Raw genomic sequence first — 17384 nt, 5'->3', positions numbered from 1 at the left:
CTGAACGTCTCGAGCCAAAATTTATCTCTTAACTCACTAAGTATAGGACATGCAACCCTCTACAATGTGACCCACAGTACTTCCTGTGCTCGCTTCTAGTGCTGGTTTAAAGAAATTATAATAATTAGTATTGTCTTTTTCTTTAATTTGGCGTTCATGTTGCAGAGTAGGGCCCTTGGGCGGACTTGCATTCACTAATATACCCTGCCGAGCTTTAATGGTTACTTCTGAAAAAATCATCCCATTTTTTTCCGCATACAAGATGTAATCTCCTGGTGGAACATTAGGAAAAAGGACTCCCCCATCTAAAGACGTGGATGTTAAAGTTCTGATAAAAGGATTCGTTTTATGAACAATTGGAAAAATACCAAAATAATAAGGTATTGAATTCGTACAAGGAGAGAGTTTTACCGTTACTCCTTCAATACCTTGTGGAATATCGTCTAGAGTTGTATTAGGTGGAGTAATAGTTGCTGCAATTTGACAAGCCAGAGGATCTTCCGTCAACCCTGTAGCAACTGCAAGAAACTTATAAGCCATATTTGAGGGAACTTGAAAGGATATATTTTTTAGATATTTTTCACTATCTATTCCTTCAGGAGGTACAATAAGGGTTGCAGTTTGTGTGGTTTTATAACCTGACCAAAACGATCCCTGTTTTTCTAACACTAAAGTGATGGGTTGCCCAACAGGCCATTCAAAAGGACCAAACTTTCCTGCGGAGTTGGTGTGAAATTTTAATTGTTCATTTTCAATAATGGTAATTGTTGCATCAGCAATAGGCATCCCCGATACAAATGAACGCGCAAATCCTGAAACTAAAGCTGTTTTATTTTTCATAATCAATATCCCTTTCATTTAAATTATAATTTAAATGCCTTTTGGTTTCAAAGAGATAATCTCAACTGACACTCTTCCATTTGATAAATTTCATATTGGATTCTTAATTACATCAATCGATGCTTACCTTTTTAAAAAATTGTCCCACGAAAAGAAATTTATTAAATCAAGTGATACATTTAACGAACACTTAATAAAAATGATATACAATTTATAAAATACTAAACAATTATTAGGATTTAAAAATGACTCCTTTATTTCCAATAGATGGGAAACTTCAAATAAAGCAAGGTGATACAGGAGATTGTTATTTGCTTACTGCGTTAGAATGTATTTACTATGCTGGTGAAGAAGCTCAAAGAGCATTTAAGTCATTATTTAAAAGAAAATATACTGGTGTAGAACTACGAATTAAGCAAATGGGCGAATCTGATCTGTTGCATACAAAAGATCGCCTCGCTAAAAAATATAATTATCACTATGATGCTAATACAAAAGAGCATGTTTTCTTTTTCACCAATGATGTTCTTCAAGAGATTGATGATTTTAAAGGAGGCATACAAACTAACTCTTTAGCAGTTAAAATTTTGGAACGAATCAGTGCTCATTTTTACAACTTTGACTGGCAAAATGAATTTAATAGTGTTACGGCACATGATAAAGAAGAGGATATTAAGCAAAGATCCCCTAGCTTTTCAACTTTTAGTTCGAGCAAGAATCAACATGACTTGGATTGGGCAATATTAAATTTATCTGAAGCTGATGGCAAATACATCGCCACTCACCCTGAACTGTATAATAAGATTTTGATAATTAAAGAAAAAAAAGATATAAATCCTGCTCTAATTAGTTATTGTATTTTATTACACAAAGAATTCCTTATTGATAAGCATGAAAAATTAATTGAACAATTAATAAAGTTACCTAAAGAAGATTGCAGCTATATATCAGATCACCCAAACTTGCATAAAATGCTTATAGAAATGCAAGAAGTAAAATCAATGGATCATAATATCATTAAAGCATGTATAGAACTTTATAAACCTAAGAATTATAAAGCAGACTTTGAAAATAAATATACACTAGCAGATACTAATGAACACCGTGAATTTCTTATTAGAAAATTAGTTGGAAAAACAACAAATGCGTTAAATGATTCTCTCCTTTTTTATAAAGACCACGCTCCTCAATTTAATCAATTACTTTCCAAAATTAATACCGATATTAAAAAAGCGGCTAAGACTCACTGTGACGATCTCAAACAGGCTGAAGCTAAAACTGAAGAAATTATAATCAAAATAAATAATTATAAGCCATGCTATGACGGATGTTTATCCATTAGCAGTTTGGATGAACAAGAAATTGAGCATATAGATTTTCTGAAAACTCTAGCTCAACTTGATAAACTTTCTGAAGAAAATCATGAAAAAGTAAGAAAAGCCTATAATAAAAAAATGAAAGAAATCTCCGACAAAAAACAAGATCATGAATTGAAGCTTACACCACCAGCAGATCTTATAATTCGCATGCATGTTGCACAAAATTTTAAACTATATAGAGACAAGTTATATTTTTTAAATCAACAACTTGAAAAAGAACCTTTGCTGGATGGACTTAATAAGTTAGAAAGTTCCATTAAGGAGATAGAGAAAAGTTCAGGATTTAAAATACTTCGTGATCATCAAAACCCAATTATTCAAAACTTCAACGCTTTTAAGCAGAGAATTATCTCTCAAAAAATTAAGTTTATTGAGAACTATACCGTTGATTTTAGCGCTTGCGCTTGCCGCAAAGAATGTGAAAACGTCAAGAACGATTGTCGAAAAGAACTCTTAATTGCACAACAAGATCCAAATCAGCAAATAGGAAATGCCCTACAGAAAAAATTAGATCAAATTGAAAACGAAAAAGAACAAGTAATGGCCAATATAAGAGCAACTAACTTTGCTATTATTGCTAAACTAGAACCGTATATCGGCGATCTGCGTACAAAAACAGCAGAAGTGGCAGAAAAAAATCAACCTTATGCGCTTGCAACAACGATATTCTGGGATTCTATAGATAAAGCAAACAACGCTTTTGTTCAGGGAGAGATAAATGCATTTGATCTTAAAACCCAATATCAAAGCGCTATTAATGTCGTTCAATCCACATTGCAAGAACATCGCTCTTTATTTGTTAAAATCTTGCAATATATTGCTGAAGCACTAGGTATTTACCACACAGGAACTAATTCATCCAGCTTCTTTGCAACTGATTCTTCTAAAAAATTTAACTCTTTAGCTGAAGCTGTTAAATTAAATACTCAAAGAGACCCTGCTTCTGGAGGGTAACATCTTTCTTTTTAAGAGTAACGTTCACGGCTCCTGCTGTAGTTCATATGGATAGCAAACTAAAGCATTTGCAAGAGAGAAAACTTGCTTCTTAGTTAGATTTTTGATAAAAATATGATCATAATGATTTATTATCAATACAATAGCCTATAATTATAAAATATAAGTCTCAGGAGTTTTCTATGCCCAAACAAAAAAAACGCGTAACATTCACAGAAGAAAAAAAATTTTATGAATATGAAAAGGTTCCTATCGAATACGAACCAAATCAACTCAACACAACAAACAACGACACTGAAAAAGAAACAGCAGATAGAAAAATTAATGAACGACTGGAAACCGCAGAAAACGCACACAAACAAGAAAATATGGATACTATAGGAAGAGTGATACAAAAATATTTAATTGCAAAGTTTCCTATTAATTTTTCAAAAATAGATTCACTAGAAACACTAAATGAGAAGGTCAATGACTTGATCACACCTATGAGCAAGAATTCATTTTCTGACCAGTTAACTGATTTTTTAAAAAAACATTTTGATCAATCATCAGATCTTCTAATTAAAGTTAAGATAAAAGCAATTACAAATTCTTATATATGTGAGATAAGAAGAAAAGGAAAAGAGCGGCAAGAAGAAATAACTACAAGAGATAATAGAGCAGCAATGAATTTTTCTGATTGTAATGATCTCAAGGAATTAGAAGAAAAATATGAATTTCTAAGCATAATCATACCTGAAAGTTTATCTAATGAATTAAAGCAAAAATATCAAGACAAAAAACATCAATCCCAACAAGAATCAAGAAAAATAATTAAAGAACACATTGCCTCAGATTCGCAAATAAAAGAAAATGAGATAATAGAAAGAGTTATCGAAAATTATTTAATTGCAATGTTTCCTATTGATTTTTCAAAAATAGATTCATTAGAAATACTAAGTGAAGAAGTTAATAACTTAACTATGGCTATCAGCAAAAACTCATTTCATGACGAATTAACTCATTATTTAAAAGAACATTTTAAAAATAATCTATCCTCAGACCATCTAATTAAAATCAAGATAGATGCAATTATAAATTCTTATATACGTGAGATAAGAAAAAAAAAGGATGCGCGAAAAGAAGAAATGGATTATAAAGATAATCGAGCACTAATAGATTTTTCTGATTGTAATAGTCTTAGTGAAATAGAATTCATTTATAACGATCTAAGATTCAGAATGCTTGACAATACAGCTTTATCTAATGAATTGCAGCAAAAATATCAAGACAAAAAACGTCAATTCCATCAGGAATCAGAAGAAGTAATTAAGGAATATCTGAATAAAATAAAGAATGTTCTCATTGATTTTTCCTCGATAACCTCAAAGGAAAAAATAAAAGAAACATCAGAAAACTTGACTAAAACACTTGATAAACTGTACATAGAACCTGATCTTCAAAAAGCTTTAAAAAAAAACAAGTTTCCCCAGATAGGAACACATAGCATAGAGCAAGCAATTCAAATTCGAAAAAAAGAAATTAATGAAAAAGCTCAAGCAAAAGAAAAAGAATTAGACATCAAAGACTTGAGGAGTGAGGAAGAGCAAAACATAGCTCATACAAGAACAATTAACTCTGCTGTGATTGCTAAATTAAAACCGTATTTCAATGAGCTTCATATACAAGCTGCAACAATAACAACAAGAAATCAAACTCATGCGATTGCAGCAAAAACCTTTTTGGACGTTATAGACAAAGTAAGTAGAGCTTTTGCTAATGGGGATATCAATGCCACTGAGTTTAAAACTCAATGCCAGAATGCTCTTCTCGTCGTTCCATCTGGATTGCAAGAGCATCGTTCTTTATTTGGTAAATTCATGCAATATATTACTGAAGTGTTGAGTATTTCTCAAGCAGGAACAAATACATCGAGTTTCTTTGCAACTGATTCCTCTAAAAAGTCAAACTCTCCTCCAACAGATGAATTAAATATCCAAGGAGGTCCTGCTTCTGGAAAGTAACATCTTTCTTTTGAGAATCAGAGATCTTAAACAGCTCGTCATCCTGAGGAGTTACGACGAAGGATGACGCACCCTCTCATTATTTTTTACAATAAGACTTGTGCCAATTTCTCCATAACCTCATCCACAGTAATCAGTTTCATGCTTTCATCACCATGCACGTGCTCTCCCCAAACTTTCTCCAAAGAGGCACTTCCGAGAATTTTTTCCGCCGCTTCCGGATAGCGATTAACCACTAAATGCGGGAATAAATAAGGGCCAGAAATTAAAGGATTAGTCACTGCGTGTAAAGCAATCACCGGCGTATTAACTGCTGTGGCCATATGAGAAGGCCCTGTATCAGGACAAAGTACTACCGTTGCTTTACTAATCAATGCTAATAACTGTTTAGGTCTGGTTTTGCCAGTCAAATTAGTTGCAGGAACTGCGTGAATAATTTGTTCTGCCAATTGCTTATCAAATTCGCCTGGCCCACCGGTAATCACTACCTGCACGTGCCATTGTTTACGTGCTAATTGTAATACTTCAATATAGCGTTCAACAGGCCAACTACGCTCCGGCTTACTTGCAGCAGGGTTAATGATTAAAATAGGTGCATCGTCTTTAGGTAAATGCTGTTCTGCCCATTGATAATCAGCAGCAGAAATAGGTAAATCCCAACGAATAACTCGTTTATTAATTCCCAAAGCATGGGCAAATTTCAAAAAACCATCTAAGGTGTGCTCTAGGCCAGGAGCAATACGTTCGTGGACAAACCAACGATGTCCGTCATTAGCGCGACGATCATCATAGCCAATTTTACGCTTTGCTTTGATTAAGGGATAAAGAAAATTAGTACGTAAACTCGCTTGCGGTGCGAGAAGTACATCAAAAATACGCCCACTTAATTGCCGTTTAAAATGCCAATAGTCTATCATTCGCTGAGGTTTATCAATCACAATAAATTCTACACCATCCATTCCCTCAACTAAGTCATAGGCGGGTCTAGAAATAATCCAGGTTAATTTGGTTTTTGGCAAACTGGCTTGCAATGTCCTGATGAGAGGCACTGCCATCAGCACATCGCCTAAAGCAGATAATCTGACAATACAAATAGAATTAATCATTCTGCAATACAAATCTCGAACCGCAATAGGGACAAACTTCCACGCCTGTTTTTTCTATTGGCAAATAAACTTTAGGATGAGCATTCCATAACAACATCTCATCAGTAGGACAACATAATGGCAATTGATCACGATGCACAACATAATTCTTTTTTGCGCAAGCGAGTTCTAATTTATCGTCAGTCATGATCTTCCTCATTATAAAACCATTCTCCCTCAAGGTATTTAAAATGACCTAAAGAGAGCTAATTGCAAAAATATTCAGAGATTATCTAATATTTCCCTTGTTTTCGCTACAATCTCATCACGAAAAGGTGTATTTTGTGGATCATAATACAGCACATTCTCCCAATGTCTTAACCAAGTTAACTGTCTTTTTGCAAGTTGTCTGGTTGCAGCAATACCCTTATCGCGTAAGATGTTTTGATTATAATCACCTTGTAAATATTCCAGCGTTTGCCGATAACCAACACAGCGCATCGAAGGCAAATTCATCGTTAGAGCCCATTTTTGCTGCAATTGCTGCACTTCAGCAATAAATCCTTGCGCTAGCATTTGATCAAAACGCAATGCAATGCGCTCATGCAGCCAAGAACGTTGTTGAGGAAATAAGGCTATATTAATAAAACGATATGGGTTTTCTTTTTTTTGTTGCTCTAAAAACTCTGATAAGGAAATTCCAGTAAGTTGATACACTTCTAAAGCACGTTGAATACGTTGTGTGTCATTGGCATGAATTCTTGCTGCTGCCAAAGGGTCAACCTGAGCTAATCGCTGGTGTAAGGCTTCCCACCCTTGTGTTACCGCTTCATTTTCTAATTGCTGGCGCAGCTCAGAATTTGCCTCAGGCAAGGTCGATAAACCTTGTTGTAAGGCATGAAAATACATCATGGTACCACCAACTAATAAGGGAATTTTTCCTTTATGTGCGATCGTTTCTACCAAAGAAAGTACATCAGAGCAAAATTGCGCCGCAGAATAAGTTTCTATAGGATCGATAATATCAATTAAATGATGCGGCGCTACCTGTAATTCCTCTGGTGTAGGCTTTGCTGTGCCAATATTCATATCCCGGTAAATCATCGCCGAATCAACACTAATAATCTCAAAAGGAAACTGGCTTAGCAAATCGCAAGCCAATGCCGTTTTACCAGAAGCAGTAGGGCCCATTAGGCAATAAATCAATTTAGACATTCAATAAATTCCGACAATCTTCAATGGTTAAGGCTTTAAAAACACCTGTTTTTTTCTGTTGATGTCCATAAAATTTCATTAGCAATTGATTTAATTCCATTTTTTCAGCAGCGCTTAATAGCCTGGGCTCAAAAACTTGTGACTTAATCATCAACACGAGTAATTGCTCTGGAGATAACTTCTCCAGAGTAATCATAGCATCTAAAAATAAGCGCAGTTCCAAATAAGGCAGGCTAATTGGAATGCTTCGAATTAATAATTCATGAGTATTACTTTGCTCTAGTTGTATTCCAAGCTGAAACAAGCTTTGCTGTAGTTTAGCGATCTCACCTTGTAATGCATTAGGCAAGGAATAGCGCACCGGAACCAATAGCGGCCTACTTGGCAAAGGCAAGACAGACTGTTTCAAACGCTCTTCAATCATTTGTTGGTATAAAGCCTGTGCATCAACTAAATAAGGCTGTTGTTGCACCAAAGCTAAAATATAGCAATTATTTAAAATCACCCAAGAAACTTCATCATTTGGCTGCTCTATTCGTGGCTCAGGCACAAAGGGTTGGGGATAGGGTTCACAAAGATGTTTCTGAGCTTGAGGCGGCTCAGAAATCAACTCATAAAGCACCTCTTCTTTTTGCTTTTCTCCTGCATGTAAAGCCATACTTAATTGAGAGGTGAAAAAATCATGCACTAAACGTGGTTGTTGAAAACGTACTTCGTGTTTGGTCGGATGCACGTTTACATCCACTTCTTCCGGGTTAATCGTTAAATATAAAACACAGGCAGGAAAACGCCCCGGATGTAAAATGTCTTCATAGGCTTGCTTTATTGCATGATTTACTAATTTATCTCGCACCATACGTTGGTTAATATAAACCCATTGCCGATCATTTTGACTGCGTTGAAAATTTGCACCACTGATCCAACCATAAAGACGCATCGAACCACGCTCTACATCCAGGTAAATTGCTGCCTTCATAAAGGCAGTACCTAAAAGACGTGTCATGCGTGTCAGCAACACGTGTTCATTGCTGGCTGAAGGCAAAGATAATACTTGCTTGCCATTATGCTTTAAAGTAATAGCAATCTGCGGCGCAGCTAAGGCAAAACGCTTGACCACAGTCTCAATCGCTTGAAACTCTAATTTTTCGCCTTTTAAAAAGCGTTTACGTACAGGCGCATTAAAAAATAAATCAACTACATCGATGGTGGTGCCCACTGCACGTGCACAAGGACCAACAGAAATATCCTCAGCTTGCACACGTAACATCACGGCAGTCTCTTGCTCTGCAGGACGAGAACTAATCGTCAGTTTGGCAATAGAGGCGATACTGGCTAAAGCTTCACCGCGAAACCCCATGCTATCAATGGCATATAAATCATTAAGCGTTTTAATTTTACTGGTGGCATGAGCAGCAACTGCCAAAGGCAAGTCTTCCGCAATAATGCCCATGCCATTATCACTGATTCTGATTTGATTCAAACCACCATAACCCACTTCAATAGTAATGCTATCTGCACCTGCATCTAAAGAATTCTCCAATAACTCCTTTACCACAGAAGCTGGGCGCTCAATCACTTCACCTGCAGCAATTTGGTTGGCAATCAAAGGCGGTAATTGCTGTATTCTCATGCTGTTGGAATCACCAGTTTTTGTCCAACTTTAAGGCGGGTTATGCCCTGTAAATAATTTGTCTCTTGCAAGGCGTTGACCGTCACACGATAACGTGCGGCAATCATCGGTAAAGTTTCTCCTGCTCGCACAAGATGGATTTTATTCACAACCATTGCTTCAATACGTGAGCCATGAGGGGGATTTTCCCAAAAATAACCTTTGATACCTTGAAAAATCGCCTGGCTCAAACGCATTTGATATGCAGGATTAGTCAAATTACGTTCTTCATGAGGATTAGAAATAAATCCGGTTTCGACTAAAATCGATGGAATATCTGGAGATTTCAATACCACGAATCGTGCTTGCTCCACTCGCGTATTATGCAAACTGGCAAAACTCCCTAATTGACCTAAAACACGTACCCCCATTTGCAAACCGGCATTAATCGTTGCCGTTTGTGATAAATCAATAAGTACTGAGCGCACAACGCCATTCTGGTCGTCTAGCTCACCTAAATTAACTCCACCTAATTCAGAGTAGTTTTCTTTTTCTGCAAGCCATCGCGCTGCCTCACTGGTTGCTCCTCCTTGTGATAAAGCAAATACTGAAGCGCCATGAGAGTTAGGGTTATGAAACGCATCAGCATGAATGGCAACAAAAATATCCCCATTGTATTTTCTCGCAATATCCAAACGCTCTCGTAAGCCAACATAATAATCCCCTGAGCGCGTTAATACGGCATGCATTCCTGGTTGCTGATCGATTAAACGTTTTAACTTTAGTGTAATAGCCAAAACTACATTTTTTTCCTGGCTATCATGTGGCCCTTTAGCACCGCAATCCTTGCCGCCATGTCCGGCATCTAAAACAACAATGACATCTCGTAATCGTTTTGCGGGATTATTACCTACCTTCATCAACGCTTTTTGGTGCAAAATTGGTGATGGTTTGACCATTGTCACAGCACCTATTGGCTTGATAGCAGCAGTTTTCTGTGTTCGAGCTGAAGAGGCCACAGCCATTGGCTCATGTTGATACATTAAATCCACTCGTACTCCATAAGATCCACTTGGCGGCAGCCAAGGAGTAGAGCGAATTTGTACTTGCTGACTGACATCGAAAACCAAGCGCAGCATGTGCACATTCGCACTTCCGGTACGAATACGCTGAATCAGCGCATTATGTAAATAGGATTGATTTAAGTTCACAGCCAAACGTGTTTCGTTTAAATCGACAACAACGCGTTCCGGCTGAGATAATGAAAATAACTTATGCGTAAACGGCCCATCAAGAGTCAAAAATACTGAGGTTCGATTTTTTTGTTGTTTTACATCAACAGCAACGAGGTGAGCGGCGAATGCCCCTAGTGAGCACAACCATAACATGGCAAACAAAAACCATAAGCGACGAATCATAACTCACCTGTTAGGTGAGCTAAAATGTTTTTGCCCGCATCACTAAATGATGTAATTTGCATTTCGCGTCCAGCCCCTTTCATAGTTAACTTAAAACGAATGTCTCTTTTAGGCAAGGCCCTTCCTGCTTTTTCTGCCCATTCAATACAACAAATACTTTCCTTAGTGAAATAATCCCTAAAACCTAAATACTCCAACTCCTCTTCGTGATGAATACGATATAAATCAAAATGATGCACTGGAATATTGTGGCAAAGATAACTTTCTACCAATGAAAAGGTAGGACTTTTAATCGCGGACTCCACACCTAAATGTTTTAGCATAGCGCGAATTATAGTTGTTTTGCCCGCACCTAAATCCCCACTAAAAGTCATGATTAGCGGTGGATTTAATAAAGATGCCAAGCAAATTGCAAACTGCTCACTGGCTTGTTCATCCGGTAAATCTAAAATAACCATCTGGTTCAATTCATTCACAGCTATTCAATACTAAAGGTAAAACATCACATAAATCACTGGCCAGAATACCAGCGCCTCCCAGATCAAGGGCCATTGCATCTCCAGCCTTCGCATGGGCATATACTCCACATTGAGCAGCATCAGACAATGACAGCCCCTGGGCACAAAGGCCTGCAATAATACCGCTTAATACGTCTCCCATGCCAGCACTTGCCATTGCAGGGCTACCTTCAGTACAAACAAAGGTATTATGCTCTGTGTTTTGAATAAGAGAGCCTGTCCCTTTAAGTACGACGATACCACCGTATTGTTTTTGTATTCTTTCTGCAGCCTGATAGCGATCTTTTTGAATTTCTCCAGTAGAACAAGAAAGCAATGCAGCTGCTTCACCAGGATGAGGCGTTAACACCCAATTATCATCCATTTGAGGATGCTCTGCCAAGAGTCTTAGTGCCGAAGCATCGATCACCATGGGTAATTGCGAACTTATGGCTTCTAAATACAAGCTCACTGCCCAATCACTGTCCCCAAGACCGGGGCCAAGAATACCAATGGTTGCTCTAGTAAGTAAAGGTTGTAATTCTTTGGCGGACTTGATGCCATAAATCATTGCTTCAGGAATCAATGCCAATGCACCTTTAGCATACTCTGGCCAAGTTGCTACGGTTACCGAGCCTGCGCCAATACGCATAGCAGCCTTAGCGGCCAAACTCACAGCTCCCGGCATTCCTGGACCACCACCAATAATTAATACATGACCAAAATTGCCTTTATGGGAATTTTTTTTACGTGCTGCTAAGGGTAATGGTACAGTTGCATTATTTAATAGATACGCAGCTGGAATTTGTTTGGCAACACATGTTTCCAGTTGTATCGGGCAACAATAAATACTCCCACAATGATCTGGGCCATCGGCGGTGTATAAACCGGTTTTAAGAGCAATAAAGGTTAACGTCGCAACAGCATTCACACAAAAATTTTCTACACATCCTGTATCAGCATTAAGACCAGAAGGAATATCTAGAGCAATAACGGGTAATTCACTGGCATTAATTTGTTGAATTGCAGCTGCAATCATACCATGCACTGGGCCTTTTAGGCCAATACCTAAAAGTGCATCCACAATTAATTCCACATCAGCATCTAAAGGTTCATCTGCTGGCTGGCATTCGACACCGACAGCGGTTGCCATCAAAGCAGCATAATGTGCAGCCGCAGGTAAATCAACTAGTGCTTTACATTGATAAATAGTCACTGCCAGTCCATGCTCATGGGCTAAACGCGCCACAACATAACCATCACCAGCATTGTTGCCCACACCACAGAATACAGCAATGTGTTTTATATGTGGGTATAATTTTATAATATAAGCAAAAGCCTCCGCACCTGCACGCGTCATTAATTCATTTTCATCAATTTGATATACAGAAGTAGCGAGCTGCTCACAGGCTCTTATATGTTCACAACGATAAAGGGCAGTTTCTGGTTTTATCACCTTTTTGCTCCAAGATCGATTAGATTTTGCGGATAAATACACAATTTGCGCATTTATTCAAATTAAATCAATTACTTCTCAACTAATTTTAGCGATGGCTTGCTGCCTTTACCTGCCAAAGATTTAACATCTACTGTAGCCGCTGGAGGAGGTGGTGGTGGTGACTCTTCTATCTCAAAAGGAATTCCACGACCATTTTCCTTAGCATAAATTTCCAATACTGCCCCTGGAGGAATAGAAATTTGTTCAGTTTTTCCTGAAAAACGCGCAGCAAAGTCAATTCGATCATTCTCTAACAGCAAACCACGTGTTGCAGCTGGCGAAATATTCAACACAATCCGTCCTTCAACAACGTGCTCCTTAGGAACCTGTACCCCAAAATAGTCAGTACTCACTAAAATATAGGGCGTTAATCCATTATCCACAATCCAATCGTAGGCTGATCGGATTAAATAGGGTTTGATTGATGTCATATTCATATTATTTATGCCGCTCTTAATTGTCTCTCAGCATCAGTTAAGCTTATTTGGAATGATTCACGTTTAAATAAGCGCTGCATGTATGCCAATAATCCTTTATGTTCCAGTGCAATATCAATTCCTAATCGTGGCAAACGCCACAACAAGGGAGCTAATGCACAATCTAATAACGAAAATTCATCACTTAAAAAATAAGGTTTATCTGCAAAAACCGGATCAAGACTGGTTAAACTTTCAAACAAGTTTTGGCGTGCTTTTTCAGTATTAGTATCATGGAGAATTTGATTCATTAGTGAATACCAATCATGCTCAATACGATGCATCATTTTACGTGTTTCCGCGCGCGCAACCGGGTAAACAGGTAATAATGGCGGATGAGGAAAACGCTCATCTAAATATTCCATAATAATACGTGGTTCATAAAGTACCAACTCTCTATCAATCAAGGTGGGTACAGTTCCATAAGGGTTCAGAGCCAATAAATCTGCGCTAGGCTCACTTTGTTTTACAGCAAGAATTTCAACATTAACACCTTTCTCTGCTAAAACAATACGAACCTGATGACTGTATACATCATCAATATCAGAAAATAAAGACATTATAGTGCGCTTTGCAACAATTGCCATGAGCAACTCCTATGATTTATGAAAAGCAAAAAGGGACCTTACCGTACAAACCTCACACTTTACCACATTTTTAACTTTTTTGGGGGACTTTATTAAAGCTTTGGTATTTTTCGCCAATATATTCTCTTTAAGCAAAGCATTACTAACCCTAAAATTAATAATAAACTCATTACCGGTGGGCCAATCTGTTGGCGTTCTATTTTAGTCGGTTCAGCAACATAGGCAAGAAAAGTTACTAGATCCTGCAAAAATCGATCCATTTCTTGTGGTGACAACTCACCTTTGCTAACCATAAGCAAATGCCCTGCCTGTTCTTTGCTCTGCAGGATTAAAACCTTTTCGCCAATTAAAGGACCTAAAATATTTGGCATAGCCACTCCCGGCACCAGCAGATTATTAGTACCAAAAGGACGTGAATTATCTTCATAAAATCCCTGTAAGTAGGCATAAAGCCAATCAATCCCTTTGGATCTGGCAATTAAGGATAAATCATTGGGTATCACCCCAAACCATTGACGCGCATCTTCTGGTGGCAATGCAATGCGTATGGGATCATTAATCGCCGCTTGAGTAAAAATAAGATTATTTTTTAATAAATCCTCATCCAAATGCCCATTAACAAACAAGCCAAGGCCTTCTGCCATACGGTTGTAACGCAAATATTTTAAAGAATGACAACCGGAACAATAATTCATAAATGATCTCGCACCACGCTGCAGGCTCGTTTTATCATGCAAATCAATTTTGAGGTACTGGGCAAACACCTCCTGACTCACAAACAACAGCAACAAACTGCTAAACCATGCATATAGAGAAATATAATACCTTGCTCTATTTATTTTCATTGGTGGCACCTAGAAGGCAATGAGCGCACCGTTTCCCAACGGGTATAAAACGGCATTAATATAAAATAAGCAAAATACAAGATTGTACACAACCGCGCACTCAATAGACGCCCAGGATTAACCGGTATAGTGCCTAAAAAACCCAAAACGATAAATGCGACCACGGCAAGTACTAACATAATCCGCGAACTCGCTCCTTTATAACGCATGGAGCGTACGGGACTGCGATCGAGCCAAGGCAAAAAAAATAGTAAAACAACTGCAGCCCCCATACACACAATCCCCGTTAATTTATCAGGAATTGCACGTAACATTGCATAAAAAGGTGACATGTACCACATAGGAGCAATATGATCCGGAGTACTCATGGGATCTGCCGGTATAAAATTAGTATTTTCCAAAAAATATCCGCCCATTTCGGGAGCAAAAAATACTACTGCAAAAAAAAGAATAAAAAAGACGACAACACCCAGAAAGTCTTTAACGATATAGTAGGGATAAAAAGGAATACCATCTATAGGCTTACCTTGTTTGTCGCGCTGAGCATTAATATCTATTCCCTCTGGATTGTTAGACCCTACTTTGTGCAAGGCAACAATATGCAAAAAAACTAGAAATAAAATTAATAAAGGTACACCAATCACATGCAAAGCAAAAAAACGCTGCAAGGTAACATTAGTTACTGAATAATCTCCACGAAGCCAAACCATTAAACTTTTACCTATTACAGGGATGCTACCAACTAAAGAAGTGATTACTTCTGCCCCCCAATAAGACATTTGCCCCCACGGCAACAAATAGCCTAAAAAAGCGGTACTCAAAAGCAATACGTATAAAAGCATGCCTAACAGCCAAACCAGTTCTCTTGGACGTTGATAAGAACCATATAAAAGACCACGAAACAAATGCAGATAAATAACAATAAAGAAAGCGGAAGCACCAGTAGAATGCATATACCGCAATAACCAACCATAATTGACGTCACGCATAATATATTCCACTGAAGAGAATGCTTCTGCTGCGGTTGGTGTATAAAACATGGTGAGCCATAAGCCAGTAATGATTTGGTTGACTAAAACGACTAAAGCAAGTGAACCAAAAAAGTAAAAGAAATTTAAGTTTTTGGGTACATAATAAGCACTGAAATAGCGCTTCCAGGTGCTTGCCAAAGGAAAACGTGCATCAAGCCAATTAAATAATCTTTTCACTATTTAGTCTCTTTTATTTCCTGGTCCATCCTCACCAATAACCAAAGTTTGCTGATTAATAAAATAATGTGGGGGTACTTCCATATTAATTGGTGCGGGAACATTTTTAAATACGCGTCCTGCCAGATCAAAAGTAGAACCATGGCAGGGACAAAAAAAACCACCAGGCCAATCAGTTCCTAAATCACCGAGAGTTGGTTTATATTTTGGAGAGCAACCTAGATGCGTACAAATGCCAACCAATACTAAATATTGAGGATTTAGAGAACGATGCTCATTTTGCGCATATATAGGCTGCTGCGCTACCCGAGATTGAGGATCGCGTAAACTTGTTGTATTGCCAGAAAGTTGTTGTAACATTTCTTTGGTACGGCGAATGATCCAGACCGGTTTACCACGCCATTCCACAGTAACCTGCTCTCCAGGCTCAAGCTTACTTAAATCAACTTGTACAGGAGCAGCATCTGCTTGAACTTTAGCACTGGGCAACCAAGAAGACACTAAAGGAGTTAAAGCACATAGTGCACCTACACCCCCCAAAATACAGGTGGTAGTCAGTAAAAATCGACGTCGCTCTTCATCAACAACATCTTTATTTTTTTGATCATTAGAGTCACTCATGATGAGATCACCTCAAGAAAATCCAAAAATATAAATGAGACGAAGCCCTGCCTGTATACAACGTAAAGAAAAGGCGCGGCAATAAAAAACCCCGCTTGAGCGGGGTCTTCGTATCCAATAAACGATTAGCGCTTGGAGTATTGAGTTGCGCGACGTGCTTTGTGCAAACCGACCTTCTTTCTTTCCACACGGCGTGAGTCGCGAGTTAATAGACCACGTGCACGTAATTTTCTACGGAATGAATTTGGATTAGGCTCTGCATCTTCCGCTAAGTCTTTTTCGTCGTAAGCAACTAAAGCCCGAGCAATACCTAAACGTACAGCACCTGCCTGGCCAGAAATACCGCCACCAACAACAGTTACATAAACGTCAAACTTATTAACCAAGTCAACAGTTTCTAATGGCTGCATGACAACCATGCACGAGGTTTCGCGGCAAAAATATTCTTGTAAAGTGCGACCATTCACTTTGATCTCACCTTTACCTGGACGTAAAAACACACGAGCTGTTGAACTTTTTCTACGGCCAGTGCCATAGTATTGCTTCACTTCAGCCATAATACTTATTCCTCAATCTCAAGTTGCTTGGGTTGCTGAGCAGCATGTGGGTGATCGCTACCAACATATACTTTTAGCTTGCGATACATTTCACGACCCAATGGGTTTTTAGGTAACATGCCTTTAACAGCAAGTTCAATAATCCGAACAGGATTTCTAGCCTGTAATTTCTCAAAAGAATCAGATTTTATCCCACCTGGGTGACCAGTGTGACGATAATACATCTTATCAGTGAACTTACGACCAGTCACAGTAATTTTTTCTGCATTGGTGACAATAATGTAGTCGCCAGTATCAACATGGGGGGTATACTCAGCTTTGTGCTTACCGCGTAAACGACGGGCAATCTCCGTAGCTAAGCGACCTAAAACTTTATCGCTGGCATCAACCACGAACCAGTCACGCTTGACTTCATGGCTTTTGGCACTAAATGTTTTCATTAAATGAACTCCGAACTGCCTAAATTAGTAATCTTTTATCATGGACGGGCGATTTTAACCAAAACTAGAACATCCTACAAGTAAAAAGGATAAAAATTTACAAACAAATGGTTAAAACGCGGTAAATCTAACAAAATCTATACTCAAGTAAG

The 17384-nt window shown here is 38.1% G+C and carries 17 protein-coding genes; 2 read left to right on the top strand and 15 right to left on the bottom strand.

What is annotated here, in order from left to right:
* Window positions 1-36: 36 nt before the first annotated feature.
* On the bottom strand, window positions 37-840 hold the full coding sequence (locus QM652_RS03385; protein WP_415072884.1) for a carboxypeptidase regulatory-like domain-containing protein: 804 nt from the start codon (window positions 838-840) through the stop codon (window positions 37-39).
* 245 nt (window positions 841-1085) lie between these two features.
* On the opposite strand from QM652_RS03385, the gene QM652_RS03380 reads away from it, so the two are divergent.
* Together QM652_RS03380 and QM652_RS03375 are read left to right on the top strand one after the other, a co-directional pair.
* A complete protein-coding gene (locus QM652_RS03380) occupies window positions 1086-3173 on the top strand; it encodes a hypothetical protein (RefSeq protein WP_415072882.1) in 2088 nt (695 codons plus the stop codon).
* Between the two features lie 182 nt (window positions 3174-3355).
* The gene (locus QM652_RS03375; RefSeq protein ID WP_415072880.1) at window positions 3356-5176 is read left to right on the top strand and encodes a hypothetical protein; all 1821 of its coding nucleotides are present in this window, start codon (window positions 3356-3358) and stop codon (window positions 5174-5176) included.
* An 86-nt stretch (window positions 5177-5262) separates the two neighbouring features.
* Here the strand turns inward: QM652_RS03375 and QM652_RS03370 are convergent, their stop codons facing one another.
* The 14 genes from QM652_RS03370 to rplM all read right to left on the bottom strand — a co-directional run bounded on the left by QM652_RS03370 (window position 5263) and on the right by rplM (window position 17232).
* Entirely contained in the window at window positions 5263-6282 is a 1020-nt protein-coding gene (locus QM652_RS03370; RefSeq protein ID WP_415072878.1) for a glycosyltransferase family 9 protein, read from the bottom strand.
* Entirely contained in the window at window positions 6275-6469 is a 195-nt protein-coding gene (locus tag QM652_RS03365; RefSeq protein WP_415072876.1) for a zinc-finger domain-containing protein, read from the bottom strand. The genes QM652_RS03370 and QM652_RS03365 overlap by 8 nt, the downstream gene beginning before the upstream one ends.
* 74 nt (window positions 6470-6543) lie before the next feature.
* Window positions 6544-7476 carry a tRNA (adenosine(37)-N6)-dimethylallyltransferase MiaA gene (gene miaA / locus QM652_RS03360; protein WP_415072874.1) on the bottom strand — a complete coding sequence of 311 codons (933 nt, stop codon included), beginning with the start codon at window positions 7474-7476 and terminating at the stop codon, window positions 6544-6546.
* A complete protein-coding gene (gene mutL / locus QM652_RS03355) occupies window positions 7469-9106 on the bottom strand; it encodes a DNA mismatch repair endonuclease MutL (RefSeq protein WP_415072872.1) in 1638 nt (545 codons plus the stop codon). Before mutL ends, miaA begins: the two co-directional genes overlap by 8 nt.
* A complete protein-coding gene (locus QM652_RS03350; RefSeq protein WP_415072870.1) occupies window positions 9103-10503 on the bottom strand; it encodes an N-acetylmuramoyl-L-alanine amidase in 1401 nt (466 codons plus the stop codon). Before QM652_RS03350 ends, mutL begins: the two co-directional genes overlap by 4 nt.
* On the bottom strand, window positions 10500-10985 hold the full coding sequence (tsaE, locus tag QM652_RS03345; RefSeq protein WP_415072919.1) for a tRNA (adenosine(37)-N6)-threonylcarbamoyltransferase complex ATPase subunit type 1 TsaE: 486 nt from the start codon (window positions 10983-10985) through the stop codon (window positions 10500-10502). The genes QM652_RS03350 and tsaE overlap by 4 nt, the downstream gene beginning before the upstream one ends.
* Complete coding sequence (locus QM652_RS03340) at window positions 10972-12456, bottom strand: NAD(P)H-hydrate dehydratase (RefSeq protein WP_415072868.1); 1485 nt, start codon at window positions 12454-12456, stop codon at window positions 10972-10974. The genes tsaE and QM652_RS03340 overlap by 14 nt, the downstream gene beginning before the upstream one ends.
* A gap of 71 nt (window positions 12457-12527) precedes the next feature.
* Window positions 12528-12935, bottom strand: coding sequence for a ClpXP protease specificity-enhancing factor (locus QM652_RS03335; RefSeq protein ID WP_415072866.1), 408 nt, complete (start codon window positions 12933-12935; stop codon window positions 12528-12530).
* A gap of 5 nt (window positions 12936-12940) precedes the next feature.
* Entirely contained in the window at window positions 12941-13561 is a 621-nt protein-coding gene (gene sspA / locus QM652_RS03330) for a stringent starvation protein SspA (RefSeq protein ID WP_415072864.1), read from the bottom strand.
* 92 nt (window positions 13562-13653) lie between these two features.
* Window positions 13654-14406: a cytochrome c1 gene (locus tag QM652_RS03325; RefSeq protein ID WP_415072862.1), complete on the bottom strand. Its 753-nt coding sequence runs from the start codon at window positions 14404-14406 to the stop codon at window positions 13654-13656.
* Window positions 14403-15614 carry a cytochrome b gene (locus tag QM652_RS03320; protein WP_415072860.1) on the bottom strand — a complete coding sequence of 404 codons (1212 nt, stop codon included), beginning with the start codon at window positions 15612-15614 and terminating at the stop codon, window positions 14403-14405. The genes QM652_RS03325 and QM652_RS03320 overlap by 4 nt, the downstream gene beginning before the upstream one ends.
* A gap of 3 nt (window positions 15615-15617) precedes the next feature.
* Window positions 15618-16235: a ubiquinol-cytochrome c reductase iron-sulfur subunit gene (petA, locus tag QM652_RS03315; RefSeq protein WP_415072858.1), complete on the bottom strand. Its 618-nt coding sequence runs from the start codon at window positions 16233-16235 to the stop codon at window positions 15618-15620.
* 125 nt (window positions 16236-16360) lie between these two features.
* Complete coding sequence (gene rpsI / locus QM652_RS03310) at window positions 16361-16792, bottom strand: 30S ribosomal protein S9 (protein WP_415072856.1); 432 nt, start codon at window positions 16790-16792, stop codon at window positions 16361-16363.
* 5 nt (window positions 16793-16797) lie between these two features.
* A complete protein-coding gene (gene rplM / locus QM652_RS03305; protein WP_415072854.1) occupies window positions 16798-17232 on the bottom strand; it encodes a 50S ribosomal protein L13 in 435 nt (144 codons plus the stop codon).
* Window positions 17233-17384 lie beyond the last annotated feature (152 nt).

It is taken from the genome of Legionella sp., assembly GCF_047605385.1.
In the GTDB taxonomy this organism is placed as follows: Bacteria; Pseudomonadota; Gammaproteobacteria; order Legionellales; family Legionellaceae; genus Legionella.
This window is presented reverse-complemented; position numbering and strand designations above follow the sequence as displayed.